This is a genomic window from Azospirillum canadense, assembly GCF_025961225.1.
GTDB lineage: Bacteria > Pseudomonadota > Alphaproteobacteria > Azospirillales > Azospirillaceae > Azospirillum > Azospirillum canadense.
This window is the reverse complement of record NZ_JAOQNG010000001.1, coordinates 383,354-404,998: the sequence shown is the minus strand read 5'-3', so window position 1 is coordinate 404,998 and position 21,645 is coordinate 383,354. Positions and strand designations below refer to the sequence as shown.

22 protein-coding genes and 1 tRNA gene are annotated in these 21,645 nt (G+C 69.7%); 5 read left to right on the top strand and 18 right to left on the bottom strand.

Annotation, left to right across the window (positions count from 1 at the left end; genetic code table 11):
- Positions 1-65: 65 nt before the first annotated feature.
- From M2351_RS01910 to ihfB, 12 genes are all read right to left on the bottom strand, one after another.
- Positions 66-1,766 (bottom strand): ABC transporter permease, encoded by a 1,701-nt coding sequence (locus M2351_RS01910; protein ID WP_264654473.1) that lies wholly within the window; start codon positions 1,764-1,766, stop codon positions 66-68.
- Positions 1,767-1,888: 122 nt separating this feature from the next.
- Positions 1,889-2,542, bottom strand: coding sequence for a uracil phosphoribosyltransferase (gene upp, locus M2351_RS01905; RefSeq protein ID WP_264654472.1), 654 nt, complete (start codon positions 2,540-2,542; stop codon positions 1,889-1,891).
- 104 nt (positions 2,543-2,646) lie between these two features.
- The gene (locus M2351_RS01900) at positions 2,647-3,558 is read right to left on the bottom strand and encodes a diguanylate cyclase (protein WP_264654471.1); all 912 of its coding nucleotides are present in this window, start codon (positions 3,556-3,558) and stop codon (positions 2,647-2,649) included.
- Positions 3,559-3,739: 181 nt separating this feature from the next.
- On the bottom strand, positions 3,740-4,384 hold the full coding sequence (locus M2351_RS01895; RefSeq protein ID WP_264654470.1) for a phosphoribosylanthranilate isomerase: 645 nt from the start codon (positions 4,382-4,384) through the stop codon (positions 3,740-3,742).
- Positions 4,381-5,100 carry an orotidine-5'-phosphate decarboxylase gene (pyrF, locus tag M2351_RS01890; protein ID WP_264654469.1) on the bottom strand — a complete coding sequence of 240 codons (720 nt, stop codon included), beginning with the start codon at positions 5,098-5,100 and terminating at the stop codon, positions 4,381-4,383. The genes M2351_RS01895 and pyrF overlap by 4 nt, the downstream gene beginning before the upstream one ends.
- 266 nt (positions 5,101-5,366) lie before the next feature.
- Positions 5,367-6,473, bottom strand: a complete 1,107-nt coding sequence (locus M2351_RS01885; RefSeq protein ID WP_264654468.1) for a YsnF/AvaK domain-containing protein — start codon at positions 6,471-6,473, stop codon at positions 5,367-5,369.
- 4 nt (positions 6,474-6,477) lie between these two features.
- On the bottom strand, positions 6,478-6,912 hold the full coding sequence (locus tag M2351_RS01880) for a YsnF/AvaK domain-containing protein (protein WP_264654467.1): 435 nt from the start codon (positions 6,910-6,912) through the stop codon (positions 6,478-6,480).
- 17 nt (positions 6,913-6,929) lie between these two features.
- The gene (locus tag M2351_RS01875) at positions 6,930-7,073 is read right to left on the bottom strand and encodes a hypothetical protein (protein ID WP_209770149.1); all 144 of its coding nucleotides are present in this window, start codon (positions 7,071-7,073) and stop codon (positions 6,930-6,932) included.
- A 79-nt stretch (positions 7,074-7,152) separates the two neighbouring features.
- Complete coding sequence (locus M2351_RS01870) at positions 7,153-8,268, bottom strand: NAD(P)/FAD-dependent oxidoreductase (RefSeq protein WP_264654466.1); 1,116 nt, start codon at positions 8,266-8,268, stop codon at positions 7,153-7,155.
- 28 nt (positions 8,269-8,296) lie between these two features.
- Positions 8,297-9,253 (bottom strand): ornithine cyclodeaminase family protein, encoded by a 957-nt coding sequence (locus M2351_RS01865; protein ID WP_264654465.1) that lies wholly within the window; start codon positions 9,251-9,253, stop codon positions 8,297-8,299.
- Between the two features lie 67 nt (positions 9,254-9,320).
- Positions 9,321-9,704: a LapA family protein gene (locus M2351_RS01860; protein WP_264654464.1), complete on the bottom strand. Its 384-nt coding sequence runs from the start codon at positions 9,702-9,704 to the stop codon at positions 9,321-9,323.
- A gap of 68 nt (positions 9,705-9,772) precedes the next feature.
- Positions 9,773-10,057 carry an integration host factor subunit beta gene (ihfB, locus tag M2351_RS01855; protein ID WP_014239239.1) on the bottom strand — a complete coding sequence of 95 codons (285 nt, stop codon included), beginning with the start codon at positions 10,055-10,057 and terminating at the stop codon, positions 9,773-9,775.
- A gap of 358 nt (positions 10,058-10,415) precedes the next feature.
- Between ihfB and M2351_RS01850 the strand changes: the two genes are divergently transcribed.
- Positions 10,416-11,171, top strand: a complete 756-nt coding sequence (locus M2351_RS01850) for a DUF2189 domain-containing protein (RefSeq protein ID WP_264654463.1) — start codon at positions 10,416-10,418, stop codon at positions 11,169-11,171.
- Between the two features lie 81 nt (positions 11,172-11,252).
- Here the strand turns inward: M2351_RS01850 and rpsA are convergent, their stop codons facing one another.
- From rpsA to aroA, 3 genes are all read right to left on the bottom strand, one after another.
- Positions 11,253-12,962, bottom strand: coding sequence for a 30S ribosomal protein S1 (gene rpsA, locus M2351_RS01845; protein ID WP_264654462.1), 1,710 nt, complete (start codon positions 12,960-12,962; stop codon positions 11,253-11,255).
- Positions 12,963-13,116: 154 nt separating this feature from the next.
- Positions 13,117-13,773 (bottom strand): (d)CMP kinase, encoded by a 657-nt coding sequence (gene cmk, locus M2351_RS01840; RefSeq protein WP_264656821.1) that lies wholly within the window; start codon positions 13,771-13,773, stop codon positions 13,117-13,119.
- 11 nt (positions 13,774-13,784) lie between these two features.
- Complete coding sequence (aroA, locus tag M2351_RS01835; RefSeq protein WP_264654461.1) at positions 13,785-15,122, bottom strand: 3-phosphoshikimate 1-carboxyvinyltransferase; 1,338 nt, start codon at positions 15,120-15,122, stop codon at positions 13,785-13,787.
- 265 nt (positions 15,123-15,387) lie between these two features.
- On the opposite strand from aroA, the gene M2351_RS01830 reads away from it, so the two are divergent.
- The 4 genes from M2351_RS01830 (at position 15,388) to M2351_RS01815 (ending at position 17,375) form a co-directional block, all read left to right on the top strand.
- Positions 15,388-15,783, top strand: coding sequence for a TIGR02300 family protein (locus tag M2351_RS01830; protein ID WP_264654460.1), 396 nt, complete (start codon positions 15,388-15,390; stop codon positions 15,781-15,783).
- A gap of 182 nt (positions 15,784-15,965) precedes the next feature.
- Positions 15,966-16,041: transfer RNA gene (locus M2351_RS01825), tRNA-Ala, on the top strand.
- Between the two features lie 85 nt (positions 16,042-16,126).
- Positions 16,127-16,396 (top strand): hypothetical protein, encoded by a 270-nt coding sequence (locus tag M2351_RS01820; protein WP_264654459.1) that lies wholly within the window; start codon positions 16,127-16,129, stop codon positions 16,394-16,396.
- A gap of 88 nt (positions 16,397-16,484) precedes the next feature.
- Entirely contained in the window at positions 16,485-17,375 is an 891-nt protein-coding gene (locus tag M2351_RS01815; protein ID WP_264654458.1) for a pirin family protein, read from the top strand.
- Between the two features lie 113 nt (positions 17,376-17,488).
- On the opposite strand, the gene M2351_RS01810 is transcribed toward M2351_RS01815, so the two are convergent.
- Genes M2351_RS01810 through M2351_RS01800 form a run of 3 tightly spaced genes read right to left on the bottom strand, consistent with a single transcriptional unit; the run spans position 17,489 to position 21,645 of the window.
- A complete protein-coding gene (locus M2351_RS01810) occupies positions 17,489-19,477 on the bottom strand; it encodes a molybdopterin biosynthesis protein (protein ID WP_264654457.1) in 1,989 nt (662 codons plus the stop codon).
- Positions 19,478-19,488: 11 nt separating this feature from the next.
- Positions 19,489-20,706 carry a molybdopterin molybdotransferase MoeA gene (locus M2351_RS01805; protein WP_264654456.1) on the bottom strand — a complete coding sequence of 406 codons (1,218 nt, stop codon included), beginning with the start codon at positions 20,704-20,706 and terminating at the stop codon, positions 19,489-19,491.
- An 18-nt stretch (positions 20,707-20,724) separates the two neighbouring features.
- The gene (locus tag M2351_RS01800; RefSeq protein ID WP_264654455.1) at positions 20,725-21,645 is read right to left on the bottom strand and encodes a PleD family two-component system response regulator; all 921 of its coding nucleotides are present in this window, start codon (positions 21,643-21,645) and stop codon (positions 20,725-20,727) included.

Below are 21,645 nucleotides of genomic sequence, written 5' to 3'. Positions count from 1 at the left end.
ATCGTCCCGGTGTCTTGGATAAAGTTACGAGAACGCGCAACACTGTTGCGTCGGACGCAACGGCATCAGTCGGGCGCTTGGCCGGGGCGGGACCGGCCGATGGACAGGCTCAGCAGGATCACCGGCAGGATGCCCACGGCGACGATGGCCAGCGCGCCGGTCGCCGCCTCGGTCAGGCGCTCGTCGGACGCCAGCGTGTAGACGCGCACCGCCAGCGTGTCGAAGTTGAAGGGCCGCACGATCATCGTCGCCGGCAGCTCCTTCATCACGTCGACGAAGACCAGAAGGCCGGCGGTCAGCAGGCTGCCCCACATGATCGGCGCGTGCACCCGGACCAGCGTGCGCCCCGCCGTGTGGCCGAGAACGCGGGAGGCGAAGTCCATGGTCGGGCGGATCTTGCCCAGGCTCGCCTCGATGGTGTTGAAGGACACCGCCAGGAAGCGGACCAGATAGGCGTACAGCACCGCCACGATGGTCCCGCTGAGCAGCAGGCCCGACGACACGCCGACGGTCCGCCGCAGGAAGGCGTCGACGGCGTTGTCGAGATTGGCGAAGGGGATCAGCACGCCGACCGCGATGACCGACCCGGGAATGGCGTAGCCCATGGCCGCGACGCGCACGGCCGCCTTCAACACCGGCGTCGGGCGCAGCCTCTGCCCGTAGGCCAGCGCCAGCGCCAGCGCCACGGCCAGCACCGCCGCCAGGGCCGCCAGCGTGAAGCTGTTGCGCGCCAGCGCCAGGAACATCGGCCCGAAGGCCTCGTCCCCCGCGGTCAGCGCCATGCGCACCAGCAGCCCGGCGGGAAGCAGGAAGCCCAGGACCAGCGGCAGCCCGCAGGCGGCCAGCGCCGCCGCAGCGCGCCAGCCCGTCAGTTCGTGCTTCGGCAGGCGGCGGTAGCGGGTCGTGGTGTGATGGTAGCGTGCCTGCCGGCGCGACCAGCGCTCCATGACCAGCAGGACCAGCACGAACAGCATGAGGATGGAAGCGAGCTGCGCCGCCGCCACCGGCTGTCCCATGGCGAACCAGGTCCGGTAGATGCCGGTGACGAAGGTGTTGACCGCGAAATACTGCACGGTGCCGAAGTCGGCCAGCACCTCCATCAGCACCAGCGCCAGCCCCGCCACGATGCCCGGCCGCGCCAGCGGCAGCGCCACGGTGAAGAAGCTGCGCCATGGGCCGCGCCCCAACGTGCGGCTGACCTCCAGCACGCAGACCGACTGCTCCAGGAAGGCGGCGCGCGACAGCAGGTAGACGTAGGGGTACAGCACCAGCGCCATCATCGCCGCCGCCCCTTCCACCGTGCGGATGTCCGGGAACCAATAGTCCCGGCGCGTCCAGTGAAAGGTCTCGCGCAGCGCCGTCTGCACCGGCCCGACGAATTGCAGCAGGTCGGTGTAGACATAGGCCATCACATAGGCCGGCACCGCCATGGGCAGCAGCAGCGCCCATTCGAGCACCCGGCTGCCGGGAAAGCGGCACATGGTGACCAGCCACGCCGTGCCCACCCCGATGACCAGCGTGCCGATGCCCACCCCCAGCACCAGCCGCAGGGTGTTCAGCAGATATTCCGCCAGCACCGTGTCCACGAGGTGCTGCCACACCCCGTCGGTCGGCACCACGATCCGGCTGCCCACCGCCAGCACCGGCAGCGCGACCAGCGCCGCGATCAGCAGGGTCGCCACCGTCCAGCCGCTGACGCGGACACGGCAGCGGACGAGGGAGTCTTCGGCGCGGGATTGCGGCTTGTCGAGGATGTCGGTGGTCAACGCGAGGCACGCCCATGGGGATGGAGGTGCCCCATCGTCTCACAGACTGAGAATAACTCGCAATGGCAAGGTGATGCGCATGTCAACCCTCTCCCAGCCCCGCTGGGAGAGGGTTGATCACCTCACTTCGTGCCGAACATGCGGTCGCCGGCGTCGCCCAGGCCGGGGACGATGTAGGCGTCGTCGTTCAGGTGGCTGTCCAGCGAGGCGGTGAAGACCTTCACGCGCGGGTGCGCGGCGGCGAAGACGCGCATGCCTTCCGGCGCGGCGACCAGGGCCATGAAGCGGATGTTCTCGTCGTCCACGCCATGGCGGTTCAGCACGTCGCAGGCGTGCACGGCGGAATTGCCGGTCGCCAACATCGGGTCGACGACGATGAACAGGCGCCCCTCCGCCGCCTCCGGCAGCTTCACCAGATACTCGTGCGGCATCTTGGTGTCGTGGTCGCGGTACAGGCCGATGTGCCCCTCGCGCGCGGACGGCACCAGCTCGTGCAGACCCTGCGCCATGCCGAGGCCGGCGCGCAGCACCGGCACGATCGCCAGCTTCTTGCCGGCGATCACCGGCGCGTCCATGGGCTGGAGCGGCGTGTCGATGCGCTCCGTCGTCAGGGGCAGGTCGCGGGTGATCTCATAGCCCATCAGCAGCGAGATCTCGCGCAGCAGCGTGCGGAAGCCGCCGGTCGACCGCTCCTTGGCCCGCATCAGCGTCAGCTTGTGCTGAATCAGCGGGTGGTCGAGGATGAAGAGGTTCGGAAATTCGGGAATCGTGCGCATGGGGTTCCGTGCCGCGGCCTGGATTGTCCACGATCCTAACCCGTCCGCCCCCGTCTGGCCAAGCCGCCCTTAAGCGGGTCATCAATGCCCATCGGCGGAGGCGCTCAGCGGCGGCCCGGCGCACCCGCGGGCACAACCGGCTCCGGCTTGTCGACCCCGTGGCGGATGACGCGGTTCCGGCCGGAATTCTTGGCCTGGTACAGCGCGCGGTCGGCGCAGACGACCAGTTCGTCCAGCGACAGCTCCTGCTCCGCCTCCACCAGTCCGAAGGAGGCGGTGACGGCGACGACGCGGCCGTCGGGCAGGGTCACCGGCGACTTCATCAGGTCAATGCGCAACCGCTCGATGACCTGATAGCCCTCCGCAAGGTTGCTCTCCTTCAGGCAGATCAGGAACTCCTCCCCGCCCATGCGGAAGGCCTCGTCGAAGCTGCGGATGCCGCGGCTGACAGCCGCCGCCGTGGCGGCCAGCACGCGGTCGCCGACGTCGTGCCCGTAGGTGTCGTTGATGCCCTTGAACTTGTCGATGTCGCAGATGGCGATGCAGAAGGCCTGGCCGGTGCGGCGGAAGCGGTTCTGCTCGCGCTCCAGCGCCTCCTGCATGCCGCGGCGGGTGCGCAGGCCTGTCAGGAGGTCGAGCCCGCTGGCCGCGGCGCCGAAGGCGCGCTCCACCCGGCGGACCTGGAGCACGAACTCCTCGAAGCGGCCCATCACCGCCTCGTACTCCGCTTCGGTCGGGCGCTCCCCGTCGGCGGCCTTCAGCAGGACCAGCTTCGCGTGGCGGTGCATTTGCTCGTGCAGCGTGGCGAGCTTGCGCACCGCCGGCTGGTGGACGAGGTCGTCCTTGCTGGCCACCGCGCACCAGGCCGCGAAGGAGGCCGGAGCCGAGGCGCGGTTGCCCCCTTCCCCGTCGCGGAAGAAGGCCGCGCGGTGCCACTGCCCGATCCAGCGCAGATGCTCGTCGAGCACGATGCCCAAACTCTCGGCCGGGGTGCGCGTGTCGGTCGAGTCGGTCATGGGGCCTACGGGTCTTCCCGGAACGTTGAAGCAGCCACCGCCACATCCCGCCGGATGCGAACGGCCGCTCTCTTTATCGCACACGCGGGGCGCGTACGTGCGATCAAGTTAAGGCCGGGCATTTGAGGCAAAGGGTCACACACCCGTGGGAAAGCGGCGGGGGCCCCTTACAACCTGGCCCCTACAGCCCGGCAACCGTGTCGAGGAAGGCGCGGACCAGCGCCGGATCCTTGTGGCCCGGCCGGTCCTCCACGCCGGAGGAAACGTCGAGCGCCTCCGCCCCGGTCGTCGCCACAGCATCCGCCACGTTGTCGGCCTTCAGCCCGCCCGACAGCATCCAGGGGCGCGGCCAGCGGCGCCCGGCCAGCAGGGACCAGTCGAAGGCGATGCCGTTGCCGCCCGGCAGGGCCGTCACCTTGGCCGGCGGCTTGGCGTCGAACAGCAGGCGGTCGGCGACCTCCGCCACCTCCAGCGCGTGGGCCAGATCCTCCGGCCCGCCGACCTTGATCGCCTTCATCACGGGGATGCTGAAGGCCGCCTTCACCTCGGCGATGCGGCGCGGCGTTTCCTTGCCGTGCAGCTGGATCAGGTCGAAGGGGACTTGGCTGACCACATGCTCCAGGAAATCGTCGTCGGGATCGACGAACAGCCCGACCGTGCGCACGCCCGTCGGCACCAGCCGCGCCAGCTCCGCCGCCATGGCGGGGGAGACGTAGCGCGGGCTCGCGGGGTAGAAGACGAAGCCGACGTAGCGCGCTCCGCCCGTCACCGCGGCATGCAGCGACTGGGGCTCGCTGAGGCCGCAAATCTTCACGCTGACGGTCATGGCCGGGCTCCTTCCTCGATCTCCGCAACAATGCGGCGGGCGGCAGCGGCCGGGTCGGTGTCGCCGGTGATGGGGCGGCCGATGACCAGATGGTCGGCCCCGGCGGCCAGAGCCTCGGCCGGGGTCATGATGCGCTTCTGGTCGTTGGCAGCGGCCCAGGCCGGGCGGATGCCCGGCACCATCAGGATGAAGTCGGGCCCGCAGGCGGCGCGCACCAGCGCGACCTCCGCCGGGGAGCAGACGACGCCGTCCACGCCCGACTCCTTGGCGAGCTTGGCGAGGCGGGTCACCTGCTCTGCCACCGGGGTGCGCTGGCCGACCGATTCCAAGTCGCCGGCGTCGAGGCTGGTCAGCACGGTGACGGCGAGGATTTTCGGACGCTCCGCCCCGGCGCTCGCCGCGGCCTCGGCCGCCGCGCGCATCATGGCGGGACCGCCGGCGCTGTGGATGGTCATGAAGGCCGGCTTCAGCGGCAGCGCCGCGCGGATGCCGCCAGCCACCGTGTTGGGAATGTCGTGGAGCTTCAGGTCGAGGAAGAGCGGCGGGCCGTCTTCGCCGATCACCGCGCGGATGCCAGAGGGGCCGTGCGCCACGAAGAATTCCAGCCCCAGCTTGATGCCGCCGACGACTCCGCTGATGCGCCGGCCGAGGTCGCGGGCGGTGTCGAGGTCGGTCGTATCGACGGCGCAGAAAATGCGCGAGGCCGGCGTGGTCATGGTGCGCGTCTCTCCAAACCCTGGCAGATGGTCGTTGCGGCGCAGCCTAACAAGGGCGGGGCGCGATAACCAGACTTCCGGGGATGGGAGATGCGTGTCGGGGGGAGATTCACCACCAAGACACCAAGGCACCAAGAGTCCTCGCCTTGCCGGGGTGATGGACTCTTGGTGCCTTGGTGTCTTGGTGATGAAAAACTCTCGTGCGAAGCAAGATCTTGCCCCCACCCTGACCCTCCCCCGCTGGGCGGGGGAGGGAATTGGGGGACTTAGATCTTGCGGGCCGGGTCGCGGTCGAGATCACGGTCCAGGTCGGGATCGATCGGGCGGTCGCTTGCCAGGCGGTCGCGGTCCACAGGACGGTCGGTGCGTCCCGCCGTGCGGTTGTCGTCGATTTCGACCTCGGTGCGGCGGACCGTGTCGGACACGGTCTGGGCGCGCTCCTCGGCCTCCTTGCGGATCACAACCTCCTCGCGGACGCGCGCGGCCTTTTCGACCACCGCTTCCTCGTCGGTTTCCGTCACCTCGATGGTGCGCTCGCGGAAGGCCTCCGGCGGGACTTCGCCGACGGCGCGGTCGACCGGGCGGCGTTCCACGGTCACGGTCTCGTCGCGCAGGCGGACCTGCTCTTCGACCGGGGTCTCGATGACGTAGCTGCGCACGCGGACCGAGCCGCGCTCCACGGTGCGCTTGCCGACGTTGATCTGCTCCTCGACAACCGGGATGCGCTCCTCCTCGCCGGTGCCGACGGCACGCCGCGCGCCCAGATCGGCGTCGCTGCGGGTCGTGTCGGTTTCGATGGTCCGGTCGGTCGTGGTCCGGTCGGTCGTGGTTCCGGCGGCGTTGACGTCGCGCAGCGAGGCCGCCGCGGCGCCGAGGCCGGTGCCGTAGCGCGTGCGCTCCTCGGTCACCTGGGTCTCGTCATAGTCGTGGGTGGTCGCGTCGTAGCCGGTCCAGCCCGATTCGCGGTAGGTCTGGCCGCGCTGGCTGATGTCCACCGGCCCGTGCTGCTCGACGATGTTCAGGGCTTCGTCGCAACGGGTGTCATCGACACGGCCGATCAGCAGCACGCCGCCGCGGCGCACGCCCTCGGCGAACACCTCCGCGTCGTCGCGGGTCACGCCCATGCGCGTCAGCATCGACACGCGCTGGTCGCGGGCGTTGAAGTTCGGGTCCTGCCCGAAGTCGGCGGCGTGGCGCCAGCTTTCCAGCCGGCCGTCCTCGCCCGCCATCGCGGTGCTGCGGGCGCCGAGCGTGGCGCTGTCCGCGCCCATCATCGTGAAATCCTGGCGCAGGTTGGCGGCCTGGAGATCGCCAAGCACGCGTTCGGCGCTGGACAGGTCATCATACAGCGCGACGATGGTCTTCCTGTTCATGTACCTACTCCTGTGGAGGCGTTTCGACTGTTTCGGGATTTTTGATTGGAGACGCGGGTAAGCGCTCGACGCTGGCCTCTTCCGAGCGCAGCGTTTCGGTAATGCGCTCGGTGCGCCGGGTCGTCTGTTTGCGGATGTGCAGCTCTTCCCGGAGGATGAGGCGCTTGGTCACCACCAGCTCCTCCTCCACCACGGGGATGATCAGCACGTCGCCCTCATGGCGCGGCTCCGGGGCTGCGTCGACCGGACGGCCGACCGGCACGCGGACGACCTCGACCGAGTCGCTGTCCAGTTCCTGTTCGACGGTTTCCTCGCGTTCGTGGACCTCCGTTGTGATGCGGATACGGCCGCGTTCGACCGCGCGCTTTCCGACGGAGAGGACCTCGTCGTAGAGGGGAATCGTCTGCTCGTGCTCGGAAGGTGGCCGTTCCGTTGTCATGGCCGCCGTCCTTGCGATCAGAAGAGGAAGTAGAGCGCCACGAGGATCAGCAGCACCACCAGCGCAATGATCCACCAGTTCATGTGGCCGGCCGTGCTGCCCGTCGTCGTTCGGGTGCCGTCCGTGTCGTAGACGCCCACTTTCCGAGGATCGTCGGCCATGGGGGGTTTACTCCCTGTTGAAATGAAGGCGTTTCGATCCTCCCAACAGGGGCGCGGCGACAGCGTTCCGTGCGACGGTTCAATAGCCCCCTGCCCAAAGGGGGAGGGTCTTTCCACCCTCTTCGGGATCGTCGACGGCGGCGCCCAGCGCCTCACCCAGCGCCGCCGCGAACTTGAAGCCATGGCCGGAGCAGGGGCTCATCAGCCAACTGCGCTGTGATAGGGGTTCGACGACGAAGCGTTCGTCCGCGGTGACCGTGTAGAAGCAGGTCGCCGCGTTGGCGAGGCTGTAGCGGTGCCCGTCCGCCAGCACCCGGCGGGCGCGGTCGAGCACGTCGCGCGCCTCCTCCGGGTCGGGATCGCGGTCGGCGTCCGGGTCGCCGCTGCGCGAAAAGCGGTGGTCGCCCGCCTTCATGGTGGTGCCGGCGACTGGCGGGACGACGTAGACCCCGCTTTCCGAATCGGCGTCGATCAGCATGGGCGCGTTGGCCCAGACGCCGCGCAGGCCCTCCGGCGGCGTCAGATAGGCGACGACCTGCCGCGACGGGACGAGGCGCCGCGCCGTCTCCGGCAGCAGCTTGGTCACCCAGGCCCCGGCCGCGACCACCAGGACGTCGGCCCCGATCTCCCGGCGGTCGGCCAGGGTCACCGTCGCGCGCTCCGCGTCGATGGCCGTCACCGGGTTGCGGGCGTGGACGGTGACGCCCAGCGCGTTCAAGTGGTGGCTCAGCAACTCCACGATGCGGCCGGCCAGAAGCACGCCGCCCGATGTCATGTGGAGCCCCTCCGCCACCGCCGAGGCGTCGACCAGCGGGAACTCGGCGGCGATCTCCGCCGGGGTCAGGCGGCGGAACGGGTGGCCGAGCGACTCCAGCACCGCCGCGCTGTCCGCCAGCCAGCGCCGCCCGCCCTCCGCCGAGGCGGTGCAGAGCGTGCCGCTGGGCACCAGAAGCCGCTCGCCGAGGTCGGTCCACAGCCGCTCCCAGGCCTGGAGGGCGGTGTCGGCCATGCGGGCGTAGCCGGCCTGGTTGCCGTAGGCGTGGCGGAACAGCCGGTGCTGGTCCACGGAGCTGCCGAAGGGGTTCGGCACATGGCCCTGGTCGAAGACCGAGACGGTGTGGCCACGGCGGGCCAGCGCCCAGGCGGTGCACAGCCCCATGATGCCGGCGCCGACGACGGTGATGCGAAGAGACATGAGAAGAAGACCCTGGCGGATGGTATCGCTATCGAATCGTGTCGTTGTGGACGACCATTTCCACCGCCAGCTGGGCGGCGCAAAGATCTTCCAGAGCGGTGCCGACCGATTTGAACAGCGTGATCTGGTCGTAGAAGCGGCGCCCGGCGCGCTGGCCGCGCGTCAGGTCGTAGAGGTCGCCGGCGATGTCGTCCTCGGTCAAAATGCCGGCCTTCAGCGGCTGGACGATGTCGCCCGCCTCCGTGCAGGCCCCGTCCCGCGTGTCCACGAAGACGCGGGAGCGGCGGATGGTGTCGTCGTCGGCCTCCCGCATCTCCGGCGTGACGCCGCCGACAAGGTCGAGGTGTGCGCCGGGCTGCAGCCAGTCGCCCCGGATCAGCGGTTCCGTCGCCGGGGTGGCGCAGGAGATGAGGTGTGCGCCGCGCACGGCCCCCTCCAGGTCGTCGGTGGCCTCGATGCGGAACTTCGGGCGGTGGAAGCGGCTGGCGACCTTCTTCGCCTTGTCGAGGCTGCGGCCCCAGACCAGCACATGCTTGATCGGCAGCATGGTGGTGTGGGCCTCGATCAGCTCCGGCGCCAGGGCGCCGGTGCCGACCACCAGTAGCCGCGACGAATCGGGCTGCGCAAGGTAAGAGGCGGCGAGCGCCGAGGCCGCTGCGGTGCGGCGCCGGGTCAGCGCGTTTGCGTCCAGGATCGCCTGCGGGATGCCGGTCTTGCCGTCCATCAGCAGATAGGCGCCCTGCACCGCCGGCAGGTCCTTGGCGCGGTTGTCGGGGAAGACGGTGACGATCTTGACGCCGATCGCGTGGTTGACCTGCCAAGCGGGAGTCAGCAGGAGCGTCGCGTCACTCTGGCCGTAGGTCTCGACCTTGTGCTGATGCCGCGGCGGGGCCTCGACACCAGCCCGGAAGGTCTGCCGCATGCGCTCGATCAGCATGCGGAAGTGAAGCACGGACTTCAGTTCGGCACCGGTGACGCTGCGCATCGGATCTGCCCCCGCAAGGGTTAGAGCCGTCCCCTCCCCCGCCGGGGAGAGGGGGACTTCGGAACGGTCAGTGCACCGTGGGCGCGGTCGCCGCCGGCTGGCCGGCGATGGCGGGCAGGCTGGCGCCGGAGACCGGGCGGGTCTGTTCGGCCAAGCGCTTCTCCGCCGCGGCGGCGCGGGCCTGGGTTTCCTTCAGCTCGCGCTCCAGGTAAAAGACGCGGTCGGTGGAGCGGCGGGCGCGGCGGCGGTGCCGGCGCTGGGCGTTCCAGGCGACGATGCCGCCGGCCAGGAAGCCGACGGCCAGGGCCACCAGCGTGGCGAGGTAGACCGGCGCGTCCAGCGTGAAGGGCAGCGGCCACAGGGACAGCGTCACGACGCCACGGTTGGAGATGGCGAACAGCACCGCGGCGATCGCGATGGGAACGGTGATGATCAGGGCGATGAAGCGCACGGGTTCGATCCTCGTGTCGGAAGTCGGGGGACGGTGCCGGGATTGAGCGGAGTCGCGCGTCCCGGGTGTCACTCGTCGGTGTTTAGGCGTTCGCGCAGCTGCTTGCCAGTCTTGAAGAAGGGAATCGCCTTCTCGCCGACCTCCACCGCCTCGCCGGTGCGTGGGTTCCGGCCCGTGCGCGCGTCGCGGCGCTTGACGGAAAAGGCCCCGAAGCCACGCAGTTCCACACGGTCGCCGCGGGCCAGAGCCTCGGAGATCTCGTCGAAGATGGTGCCGACGATTTTTTCGATGTCGCGCTGGTAGAGGTGCGGATTGCGTTCCGCGAGCCGTTGGATCAGCTCTGATTTGGTCATGGCGGTCCGTTTCCCCCGGTTCGGACGCGTTGAACCGCGCCCCCTTGAGCCAGCGCCAAGCGTGCCATCGGGTCCCTGGACCGTCAAGCTAAGCCTTTCTGCCGGAACCGTTTTCCCGGCAAGGCTCGGGCTGGTGCACACGTGTGCAATTTAGGGCCGACTTGATGATAATCCGCCTTACGGATCTCTTCTTCGATCCCTATGTCCATGGATCAGGGAAACGTGGCCCGCCGTGGCCCGTGTCCGGGTTTCGAGGCCTGGAGGTTCGGATATGGATCACGCGCATCGCCCCTCGCCCGTTCAGCCTTCTCCCCTTGCCACCACCCCCACCACTACCATTGCGGACCCACTCGCCGGATTGCCTTACGCGGACCGGGTTCGGACCGTCACGCCGGCCCAGGCGCTGGGCTGGCTGAAGGCCGGCTGGGCCGACCTGCGGATCGCCGGCTGGGTCAGCCTCGCCTACGGCGCCTTGTTCGTGGCGACCGGCTTCGCGCTGACCGGCGGATTGGTGATGGCCGGGATGCCCTATCTGATCGCGCCGATGATCGGCGGTTTTCTGCTGATTGCGCCGCTGCTGGCGCTCGGCCTCTACCAGATTTCCAAGGACGTGGAGGACGGCCGCCGGCCCGGCCTGTGGCGCGCCCTGACGGCGTGGCGGGCGAACCCCTACCACATCCTGACGGCCGGTTTGATCCTGATGCTGTATGTGATGATCTGGGCGCGGGCCAACGTGGTGGCCTTCGCGCTGTTCTTCCCGCACGAGGCCATCGCGCTGGACCATTTCGTGGCGCAGATGTTCAGCGTGGACGGGCTGGTCTTCACCGCCTTCGTCACCGCGCTGGGCTTCGCCTTCGCCGCCTTTGCCTTCATCACCAATGTGACTGCGCTGCCCATGATGCTCGACCGGCCGGTGGACGTTTTCGCCGCCGCCTTCGCGTCGGCCATGGCGGTGCTGCGCAACCCGCGTGTCATGGCGCTGTGGGCCGGCCTGATCGTGGCGGTGACCGGAATCGGCCTGCTGACCGCCTTCCTGGGGTTGATCGTCGCCCTGCCCCTGATCGGCCACGCGAGCTGGCACGCGTACCGGGATTTGGTCAAAGACGACGCCTGATCCGCACCAAGCGCAAAAAAGCCGCCGCGGTTGCCCGCGGCGGCCTTTTCGTAACCCACTGGGGTTGGAGAGGCTTTCGCCTTACTCCTCGCCGGTCTGCTGCTTGCGCTTCAGAGCGGCACCCAGGATGTCGCCCAGCGAGGCGCCCGAGTCGGACGAGCCGTACTCGGCCATCGCCTGCTTCTCCTCTTCCATCTCGCGGGCCTTGATGGACAGCGAGATGCGGCGGGAGCCGCGGTCGATCTGGGTGACCTTCGCGTCGACCTTCTCGCCAACGGCGAAGCGGTCGGGGCGCTGCTCCGAACGGTCGCGGGACAGGTCCGACTTGCGGATGAAGCCGGTGTAGCCCTCGCCCACCGCAACCTCGATGCCACCATCGGTGACCTGGGTGACGGTGCAGGTGACGACGTCGTTCTTCTTCAGGCCGGCCGTGGCAGCCTCGAACGGATCGTTCGCGAGCTGCTTGATGCCGAGGGAGATGCGCTCCTTCTCGACGTCGACGTCCAGGACCTTGACCTTGACGCGGTCGCCCTTCTTGTACTCGGCGATGGCCTCCTCACCCGACTTGTTCCAGTCGAGGTCGGACATGTGGACCATGCCGTCGATGTCGCCCGGCAGACCGACGAACAGACCGAACTCGGTGATGTTCTTGACCTCGCCTTCCAGCTCCGTGCCCGGGCCGAACTTGTCGAGGAAGGTCTCCCACGGGTTGTCCAGGCACTGCTTCAGGCCCAGGCTGATGCGGCGCTTCTGCGGATCGACATCCAGGACCATGACCTCGACTTCCTGCGAAGTCGACACGATCTTGCCCGGGTGGACGTTCTTCTTCGTCCAGGACATCTCCGAGACGTGCACCAGGCCCTCGATCCCCGGCTCCAGCTCCACGAAGGCGCCGTAGTCGGTGATGTTGGTGACGCGACCCTTGAACTTGGCGCCCACCGGGTACTTGGCTTCCACGCCCTCCCACGGATCGGCCTCAAGCTGCTTCATGCCGAGGCTGATGCGCTGGGTCTCCGGGTTGAAGCGGATGACCTGGACCGTGACGGTCTGGCCGATCTGCAGGGCCTCGGACGGGTGGTTGATGCGGCGCCACGCGATGTCGGTGACGTGCAGCAGGCCGTCGACGCCACCCAGATCCACGAACGCGCCGTAGTCGGTGATGTTCTTGACCACACCCTGCAGAACCTGGCCTTCCTTGAGGTTGGCCACCAGCTCCGAACGGGCCTCCGCACGGCTCTCTTCGAGCACAGCGCGGCGCGACACGACGATGTTGCCGCGCGAGCGGTCCATCTTCAGGATCTGGAACGGCTGCGGGGTGCCCAGCAGCGGGGAGATGTCGCGGACCGGACGGATGTCCACCTGCGAACCCGGCAGGAACGCCACGGCGCCCGACAGGTCGACGGTGAAGCCGCCCTTGACGCGGCCGAAGATGACGCCGGTGACGCGGGTCTGGTCCTGGAAGGACTTCTCCAGCAGCGCCCAGGCCTCTTCGCGTTTGGCCTTCTCACGCGACAGAACGGCTTCGCCGTTCTTGTCTTCCATACGCTCCAGGTACACCTCGACGGTGTCGCCCGCCTTCAGCTCGGGCGGCTGGCCGGCAACGGCGAATTCCTTCAGCGCGACGCGGCCTTCCGACTTCAGGCCGACGTCGATGGTGACCATGTCGTTCTCGACGGAGACGACGCGCCCCTTGACGACCGAGCCCTCGAGGGACTCCGCCGTGCCGAGCGACTCCTCGAGAAGCGCCGCGAAGCTTTCCTTCTCGCCGGTCCGGGCCATAGCTTGTGCCATTGAAACTCCTAAGGTTGGCCGAAAGCGTTCCCGCCCCGGCCCGGCCCCGCGGCAAAACGGGGTGGACCCTGATGGGACCGCCGCGCCGGGCACCACGCCCGGCGACTTGGTTGACATGTTTTCCGTGGAGGACCGAGAGCCCGGACCGTGCCGCTCACGCCCTGGGGCAGAGACCGGTCTTGGATCCGATGTGGTCGATCGCCGCAGCGAACGCCTGATCGGCGCTGAGCGCGGAGGTATCAAGCACAAAAGCGTCGGCAGCCGGCCGGAGCGGTGCTACCGTCCTCTGGCTGTCGCGCGCGTCACGAGCCTTCATGTCCTCCAGGACGTCGGAGGGTATAGCCGGAATCCCACGTGCCCGCAACTCTTTGAGTCGCCGCTCGGCCCGGACCTCCACCGAAGCGGTAACGAACAGCTTGGCGTCGGCGCTGGGGCATACGACGGTCCCAATATCCCGCCCGTCGAGCACGGATCCCGGCGCGCCGCCCGGCGGCCGTTCGGCGAAGCGGCGCTGGAAGTCCAGCAGGGCCGCGCGCACCTCCGGCACCGCCGCGACCTTGGACGCGGCCTGCGCGGCCTCGTCGGTGCGGAGCGCCGGATCGGCCAGGATGCCGTCCTCCGGATGCAGGTCGCGCGCGGCGCGCGCGGCGGCGGCGGCATCCGCCGGGTCGCCGCCGGCCCGCAGCACGCTGACCCCGACCGCACGGTAGAGCGCGCCGGTGTCCAGATGCGCGAAACCGAAGGCCTTGGCCACGCGTTTGGCCAGCGTGCCCTTGCCGGAGGCGGCCGGGCCGTCGATGGCGATCACCAGACCCATCACGATCAGATCCCCTTAATGTTCGCGCCCAACCCGTTCATCAAACCGACGAAATCCGGGAAGCTCGTGTCGATGAAGGCGCCGTCGTCCACTTGAATTGGGTCGGCCGACGCCATTCCCAACACCAGGAAGCTCATCGCGATGCGGTGGTCCATGGCGGTGGCGACGGTGGCGCCGCCCTGCGGCGGCTTGCCGGTGCCGTGGACGGTCAGGCTGTCGTCGGCCCCGACCTCCACCTTCACGCCGCACTTGGTCAGGCCATCGGCGACCATGGCCAGGCGGTCACTCTCCTTCACGCGCAGCTCCTTCAGGCCGAGCATGACCGTGGTGCCCTCGGCGCAGGCGGCGGCGGCGGCCAGGACCGGGTATTCGTCGATCATGCTGGGCGCGCGATCGGCCGGGACCACGATGCCCTTCAACGAACTGTGGCGGACGCGCAGATCGGCAACCGGCTCGCCCGCCTGGTCGCGGCGGTTTTCGAAGCCAATGTCGGCGCCCATCTCGACCAGCGTGTCATAAAGGCCGGTGCGGCGCGGGTTCATGCCCACACCCGGCAGGAAGACCTCCGAGCCCGGGCGCAGCAGCGCAGCCACAACGGGGAAGGCGGCGGAGCTGGGGTCGGCGGGAACGAAGATCTCGCGCCCCGTCAGCTCCGGCTGGCCGACGACGGACACGGCGAGCGCGCCGTCCTCCATCACCTCGGTCGTCACGGTCGCGCCGAAATGACGCAGCATCAGCTCCGTATGGTCGCGGGTCGGCTCCGCCTCGATCACCGTGGTGGTGCCGGCGGTGTTCAGGCCGCAGAGGATGATCGCCGACTTCACCTGGGCAGACGCCACCGGCAGTCGATACGTGATCGGAACGGTCTGGTCGGAGCCCACGACGGTCAGCGGCAGCCGCCCGCCGGACCGGCCGACGAAGCGCGCGCCCATCTGCTCCAGCGGGTTGGTGACGCGGGCCATGGGGCGTTTGTTCAGCGAGGCGTCGCCGGTGAAGACGCAGGTGATGGGGTGCGAGGCAACCAGGCCGATCAGCAGGCGCGCGGCCGTGCCGCTGTTGCCCATGTCCAGCACCTGCGCCGGCTCCGCCAGCCCGCCCAGGCCAACGCCGCGCACGCGCCAAACGCCGTCCGCCCCGCGCTCCGCCTGCGCGCCCAGCAGGCGCATGGATGCTGCGGTGTGCAGCACGTCCTCGCCCTCCAGCAGGCCGTGGATGACGGTTTCGCCCACCGCGACGGCCCCCAGCATCAGCGACCGGTGCGAGATCGACTTGTCGCCCGGCACCCGGACGGTGCCGGCCAGCGCGCCGGTGGAGGACGAGCGCAGCGGCTTCGCCTGCATCATGGGAGGGCTCCCCGAAACGGAATGGACGAACCAATTGGATTCGGCCGGAATGGATTCGGCCGGAGTACCTATCACAGAGGTGACGGCGATGCGAGGGGGCGCACCCCGAAAACACGGTTCGGCGGCGGGCGCGCCAACAGACGAGCCAACAGACCTGGGCGGGCACCTCGAACTTTTTTTTGACAAGCGCCCGCGGGCGTGGCAAAGGGCGCGGCTTGATATTCCCGTAGTGGACATTCTCTAGGAACGTGACGGAGGACGAGGCGTGGCCAAACCCGAATGGGGCGTCAAGCGCATCTGCCCGAGCTGTGGCGCGCGCTATTACGATCTGCGCAAGGACCCGCCGGTGTGCCCGAGCTGCGGGGCGCAGTTCGATCCCGAGGCGTTGCTGAAGTCCCGCAAGGCGCGCCCGGCGCCGGTCGACGACGTCAAGAAGGCCCCGGTGGTCACCGGGGACGACGAGGTCGAGACGGAGACCGAGGACGAGGAGGCCGCCGATCTCGATGAAGTCGAGGACGACGTCTCCGTCGAGGACATCGAGGAAGGCGACGAGGCCGCCGAGGACGAGGACGACGTCCTGATCGAGGACACCTCGGAACTGGGCGAAGACGACATGGACGAGGTCGTCGACGTCGAGGGAGAGGACGAGGAAGAGCGCTAAGACCAACGCCTTTGGGCGCGCTTCCGGAGGAGCGGAAAAAGTTGGGACGGGGTCGAATTTTTCGCTTGCATCGCACCCCTGTCCTGACCAATATCCCGCTCCACCAACGCCGGCCGCAAGGCCGGCTGACGGAAAAAACGCCGGCCGCATCGGTCAGATGAGGGCAAGCGTCCCAGAGTTTCGGGGCCATAGCTCAGCTGGGAGAGCGCTACAATGGCATTGTAGAGGTCAGGAGTTCGATCCTCCTTGGCTCCACCAAGTTCGAAGGGCCTGCGCTGCACAGCGCGGGCCCTTCGTCGTTTCAGATGACCGAACCCCAACTTTTTGCAGGACGGACGCCCCGATGGACGACCTTTCCGCCGACACCACGCTCGCCACGCTGAACGCCTGGGACCCGCTGGCGATGGGCCGGTTGGCGCAGATCCACCCCGTCTTCAACCCCGGCGTCGGCGTGCCGGACAGCGCCAGCCTGGGCGACCTCGCCAAGGCCACCGGGCTGCCCGTCGACCTGCTGCTCGCCACGGCGCGCGGCGCCATCCACGTCACCGCCCCGGCCGGCGGCTGCGGCTGCGGGGGCGGCGGTGGGTGCGGCAGTTCCACGACTCAGCACTGAGCCTTTCCCCACCCCTCCCCTTCGCCGTCCTTCGCCCCCACTTTCCTGAACGCGGGGATCGAACAGACAAGGCAAAGGGGAGGCTGACATGAGTGGACCGGCAACGCCGGAGGGCTGGCTGGAGACTGTGGTCGTTCCGCGGACCAGCGACATCGGCGGCTTTGAGGTGCGGCGCGCCCTGCCCTCTGTCCGCAAGCGGATGGTCGGACCCTTCGTCTTCCTCGACCAGATGGGGCCGGCCGTGCTGAAGGCCGGCCACGGGATCGACGTACGCCCGCACCCGCACATCGGGCTGGCCACCGTCACCTACCTGTTCGACGGCGAGATCCTGCACCGCGACAGCCTGGGCACCGTCCTGCCGATCCGGCCGGGCGAGGTGAACTGGATGACCGCCGGGCGCGGCATCGCCCATTCCGAGCGTTCCGCCGCCGGCGAGCGCGGGCGCGACCGCCTGCTGTCCGGCATCCAGTCCTGGGTCGCCTTGCCACACACCCACGAGGAGACGGACCCCGGCTTCGTCCATCTCGGCGCCGACGAGCTGCCGGTGGTCGAGGGCGAAGGCAAGCGCCTGCGCGTCGTCGCCGGCGAGGCGTACGGCGTACGCGCGCCGACGCCGCTGCTCTGGGACACGCTGTACGTCGACGTCGTGATGGACGCTGGCGCCCGCCTGCCCGTCGATTGCGTGACGGAGGAACGTGCGCTGTACATCGCGGACGGGACCGTAACGATCTTCGGCGACCGGTTCGAGGCCGGCCGCCTGCTGGTGCTGCGCCCCGGCGAGCCCGCGACCGTGGAGGCGGAGACCGACGCCCGGCTGATTCTGCTGGGTGGTGCTGTGATGGATGGCCCGCGCCATATCTGGTGGAACTTCGTCTCCAGCTCCCAAGACCGCATCGAACAGGCTAAGGCCGACTGGAAGGCCGGCAAATTTGACACGGTGCCGGGAGAGACGGAGTTCATTCCGTTGCCGGAAAAATGATGATGGGGGTGGGGGTGGGGGTGGTCGCGTTGGGCCCCCACCTTAACCCTCCCCCCATCTTCGACGGGGGGAGGTTGGGAGGGGGGCCCAGCGCAACCACGCCACACACACAATCACCCCACCATGAACCCCAACCCGCGCAGCCTTTCCCGCACCCCCTCGTCCTCCAGCGCGGCGAGGAAGCGCTGCACCGCCGGGCGGTCGTGGCGGTCCTTGGGGATGACGAAGTCGTAGTGTTCCTCCTGCAGCGGCAGGAAGCCCAGGCCGTAGAGCGTCGCCACACTCTCGATCGCCACGCCCCAATCGGCGCGGCCCTGGGCGACGGCCACGGCGACGGCGTTGTGCGACTTCGCCTGCGACCAGTAGCCGGTCGGCCGGACGTCGCCCAGCAGGCGGTCGGTCAGGATGCGCGTGCCGCTGCCGGCGTTGCGGTTGACCAGGATGCAGTCCGGGTCGCGCGCCGCGGCGAGGCCTGCCGCTTCCGCCGTTTTGCCTTCGAAACGACCGTCGCCCTTGCGGAAGACGATGCCCTGGAGGCGGCGGTATCCGGACACGAGGTCGAGCGCCGGGGTCAGGAACGGCCGGTTGTAGTCGCCGGTCTTCGGATCCATCAGGTGGATGGCGGCGACGTCGCACTCCCCGCGCCGGGCGGCGGCGAGGCCGCCCATGGAGCCGACGTTCAGCGCCTTGACCGCCAGCCCTTCCCCGATCAGCCGGCCGAGGAGGACGTCCAGCCCGACGCAGTGGCTGCCGATCACGATCAGGTCGGCGGGGCTGGTGTCACGGCCGATGCGCTGCACCGACACGGGCGTGCCGGCCTCCAGCGCTTCGGCCTGCGGGTCGATGGCGATGAAGCCGTCGGCGGCGCTGAAGGCGGTCACGGCGCCGGACCCCTTGGACAGCGGGTAGGCGGCCAGCCCCTGCGCGCCGCGCACCAGAGACACCATCACATATTCGGTTCGGCCCCGTTCCGATCCCAGCCGCATGGGCACCGTTGCGGCCACGGCCTCCTTCGCGGCGGGCGGCAGGCCGGCCAGGGCGCGGAGCACCGGCGCCACGAACTCGTGGAAGGTGAACATGGCCGAGGTCGGGAAACCCGGCAGGATGACCACCGGCTTTCCCTTCGTTACGGCCAGACACAGAGGCTTGCCGGGCTTCAGCGCCACGCCGTGCGCGACGACGCCGGGGTCGGTCAGCCGGCTGACGATGCGGTAGGACAGGTCGCCCGCCCCTTTGGACGTGCCGCCGGACAGAAGGAGCGCGTCGCAGTCCAAGCCCTGTTCGAACAGGCGGGACAGCGTCTCCTCCTCGTCCCGCGCGATGCCCAGCCGGACCGGTTCGCAGCCCAGTTCCTCCACCGCGGCGGCCAGGATGGCGCCGTTGGAATCATAGACGGCGCCGGGCCGGATCGGCTCGCCCGGGGCGACGATTTCGTCGCCGGTGGACAGGATCGCCACGCGCGGACGGCGCACCACCGGCACCTCCGCCCGGCCGATGGCCGCCAGCACGCCGATCTCGCGGGAGGTCAGCGGTTGGCCGCGGTGGTACACCGTCTCGCCGCGCCCGATGTCGGAGCCGGCAGCGGCGACGAAGCCGCCGGGCACCACCGCCTTGCGCACCTCCACCAGCAGGGCCCCGATATTTTCCTGGGCGCCCTCGTCGCGGGGATCGGTGTGTTCCACCATCACCACGGCGTCGGCGCCGCGGGGGAGCATGCCGCCGGTCGCGATCACCGTGGCGGTGCCGGGCTCCACGGTCAGCACCGGCACGCGGCCGGCGGACAGCACCTCCTCGTTCAGGCGCAGCACGACCGGCGTGTCCTCTCCCGCCCCCTGTGTGTCGGCGGCGCGCACGGCGAAGCCGTCGACGGAGGAGCGGTCGAAGCCCGGCACGTCCACCGCGGCCACGACATCCTCCGCCAGCACGCGGCCGAGCGCGGCGTGGAGCGGCACCACCTCTGCCGCCATCGGCGTCAGGTCGAGGTGGCGGCGGAAGCGCGCCTCCGCCTCGTCGCGGCCGACGACCTCCAGAAACTGCTCCTGCCGGGCCGCCTGGGCGACGAATCGCCGGATGTCCCCCCGCCGAATGTCGTCGTTGGACACGCGCCTGCTCCCTAAGAATTCCTCGTCGATGACGTCGTTGTACCGTCAAAACACTGCACGGTCACGGACGACCCGGCGGGAAAGCCCTCGCTCTCCGCGGGGATCAGCACGAAGCCGTCGGCGCGCACCGCCCCGGCAAGGCCGGGCAGCGCCGGGGAGGCCACCGGCTCCACCGCGCCGTCGGCGGTGAAGCGGACGCGGTAGAGGTCGGCGCAGCCGATCTCCGACACCAGCTTGCGGGCGGTCCGGGCCTCGACCCTGCGGTGGGGAAGCCCCGGATCGCGACCAGCCGAACGGCGCACGGCGCGGCCGGCCAGCAGTTCGTAGGCGGCCAGGCAGGCCATCGGCTCGCCCGGCAGCAGCAGCGCCGGCACACCCATGGCGAGCCCGACGCCCGCCGAATCGCCGGGCCGCATGGCCACGCCATGGGCGACCAACGTTCCTGCGTCGGCCAGCGCCAGGGGCGCCAGGTCATCGTCCCCCACGCCGCTGCGCCCAGCCAGAAGGAGAAGGTCGGCACCGGGGGCGGCGCAGGCGGCGGCCAGCGCGCCCCGGTCTGTCAGAAGAGATTCGGCCGGCAGCGGCCCCACCAGTTCAGCAACGCCGCCGTCGCGCGCGACCAGCGCAGCGAGCATCGCACCCAGCACCTCCGGACCCGAGCGCGGCCCGCCGACGAGCAGGATGCGAACCCGCGGCTGCGCCGCCACGGCGACCGTGTCCACCCCCAAGGCGGCGAGCAGGCCGAGGTCCTGCGGGCGCAGGACCCGCCCGGCCTCCCACAGGACGGCGCTGGCGCGCAGGCTGTCGCCTCGCCGCTCCACCCCCTCGCCGGGGGCGACGGAGCCCAGCGCCTCCGTGAAGCCGGCGTCCATCTGCACGGCCTCGACCGGCAGCACGGCGTCGGTGCCGGGCGGCAAGGGGGCGCCGGCCGAAACGGGCACCGCGTTCAGAAGCGGAACGGGGTTGTAGGAGCCGGCGCCCAGCGTGTCGGCCGAGGCCACGGCCACGCCGTCGCGCACGGCCCGGTCGGCGGGGGGCCAGTCGCCGGGCGCTGCCAGGGCGGCGGTCAGGACGCGCCCGGCCGCCTGGGCGACGGGGACCGACTCGGGGACCGGGAGAGCCGCCCGCGCGTCGATCCAGCGCTGCACGTCGCCCAGGGCGGCCCGCGACGGGAAGCCACGCCCGCGGACGTCGACCGGCGGCGGGAAGGAACCGCGTTCACTCGTCATGATCGGCACCCCTTGCCCTTACGCCGGCACGTCGACGCCGCCGCTGCGCACACGGTTGCGGCCCGACCGCTTGGCCTCGTAGAGCAGCCGGTCGGCGAGCTGGGCCAGGCTGTCCGGCGACGAGTCCGTCTGGGGCAGCGCGCTGGCGACTCCCAGGCTGATGGTGACGTGGTCGGCCACGGGCGAGAGGGCGTGCGGCAGGCGCTGGCCGGCCACCGTCTCGCGCAGCCGTTCCGCGACGGAGGCCGCGCCGTCCGCGTCGGTTTCCGGCAGCAGGCAGACGAACTCCTCCCCGCCGTAGCGGGCGACGAGGTCGCCCGGCCGCTTCACCTGCTCGTCCAGCAGGCCGGCCACCGCGCGCAGGCATTCGTCGCCAGCTTGGTGGCCGTAATGGTCGTTGTAGGCCTTGAAGTGATCGACATCGAGCATGATCAGGGACAGCGGCAGGTGCGAGCGGGCGCAGCGCCGCCATTCGCGCAGCAGCGCTTCGTCGAAGCGGCGGCGGTTGGCGATGCCGGTCAGCCCGTCGATGAAGGACAGGGCACGCAGCAGGTCGGCCTGCCGCTTCAGCAGCAGGTGGTTGCGCACGCGGGCCTTCACAATGGGCGGGCTGATCGGCTTGGTGATGAAGTCGATGGCGCCGGCTTCCAGACCCTGGGTCTCATCCTCCACCTCGCTCTTGGCGGAGATGAAGATGACCGGAATGTCGCGGGTGGTCGGGTCCGCCTTGATGCGCGCACACACCTCGTAGCCGTCCATCCCCGGCATCATGATGTCCAACAGCACCAGATCCGGCAGGCGGGTCTGCACGAGGTCCAGGGCCTTTGCCCCATCGGTGGCGAAATAGATGTCGTATTCGCCCTTCAGGATGCGGCTCAGCACGTGAACGTTGGACGGGATGTCGTCGACGACGAGGATTTTGGGGCGCGTTTCGATCAT

Excerpts from the sequence above, each read along its gene's own strand:
- M2351_RS01815 (WP_264654458.1), top strand. The coding sequence starts at position 16,485 with ATGAGTGGACCGGCAACGCCGGAGGGCTGGCTGGAGACTGTGGTCGTT.
- pyrF (WP_264654469.1), bottom strand. The coding sequence starts at position 5,100 with ATGACCACGCCGGCCTCGCGCATTTTCTGCGCCGTCGATACGACCGAC.
- M2351_RS01875 (WP_209770149.1), bottom strand. The coding sequence starts at position 7,073 with ATGGCCGACGATCCTCGGAAAGTGGGCGTCTACGACACGGACGGCACC.
- M2351_RS01880 (WP_264654467.1), bottom strand. The coding sequence starts at position 6,912 with ATGACAACGGAACGGCCACCTTCCGAGCACGAGCAGACGATTCCCCTC.
- M2351_RS01885 (WP_264654468.1), bottom strand. The coding sequence starts at position 6,473 with ATGAACAGGAAGACCATCGTCGCGCTGTATGATGACCTGTCCAGCGCC.
- aroA (WP_264654461.1), bottom strand. The coding sequence starts at position 15,122 with ATGATGCAGGCGAAGCCGCTGCGCTCGTCCTCCACCGGCGCGCTGGCC.
- M2351_RS01805 (WP_264654456.1), bottom strand. The coding sequence starts at position 20,706 with ATGACGAGTGAACGCGGTTCCTTCCCGCCGCCGGTCGACGTCCGCGGG.
- upp (WP_264654472.1), bottom strand. The coding sequence starts at position 2,542 with ATGCGCACGATTCCCGAATTTCCGAACCTCTTCATCCTCGACCACCCG.
- M2351_RS01900 (WP_264654471.1), bottom strand. The coding sequence starts at position 3,558 with ATGACCGACTCGACCGACACGCGCACCCCGGCCGAGAGTTTGGGCATC.
- M2351_RS01800 (WP_264654455.1), bottom strand. The coding sequence starts at position 21,645 with ATGATCGAAACGCGCCCCAAAATCCTCGTCGTCGACGACATCCCGTCC.
- M2351_RS01820 (WP_264654459.1), top strand. The coding sequence starts at position 16,127 with ATGGACGACCTTTCCGCCGACACCACGCTCGCCACGCTGAACGCCTGG.
- M2351_RS01865 (WP_264654465.1), bottom strand. The coding sequence starts at position 9,253 with ATGCGCAGCGTCACCGGTGCCGAACTGAAGTCCGTGCTTCACTTCCGC.
- rpsA (WP_264654462.1), bottom strand. The coding sequence starts at position 12,962 with ATGGCACAAGCTATGGCCCGGACCGGCGAGAAGGAAAGCTTCGCGGCG.
- ihfB (WP_014239239.1), bottom strand. The coding sequence starts at position 10,057 with ATGACCAAATCAGAGCTGATCCAACGGCTCGCGGAACGCAATCCGCAC.
- M2351_RS01895 (WP_264654470.1), bottom strand. The coding sequence starts at position 4,384 with ATGACCGTCAGCGTGAAGATTTGCGGCCTCAGCGAGCCCCAGTCGCTG.
- M2351_RS01870 (WP_264654466.1), bottom strand. The coding sequence starts at position 8,268 with ATGTCTCTTCGCATCACCGTCGTCGGCGCCGGCATCATGGGGCTGTGC.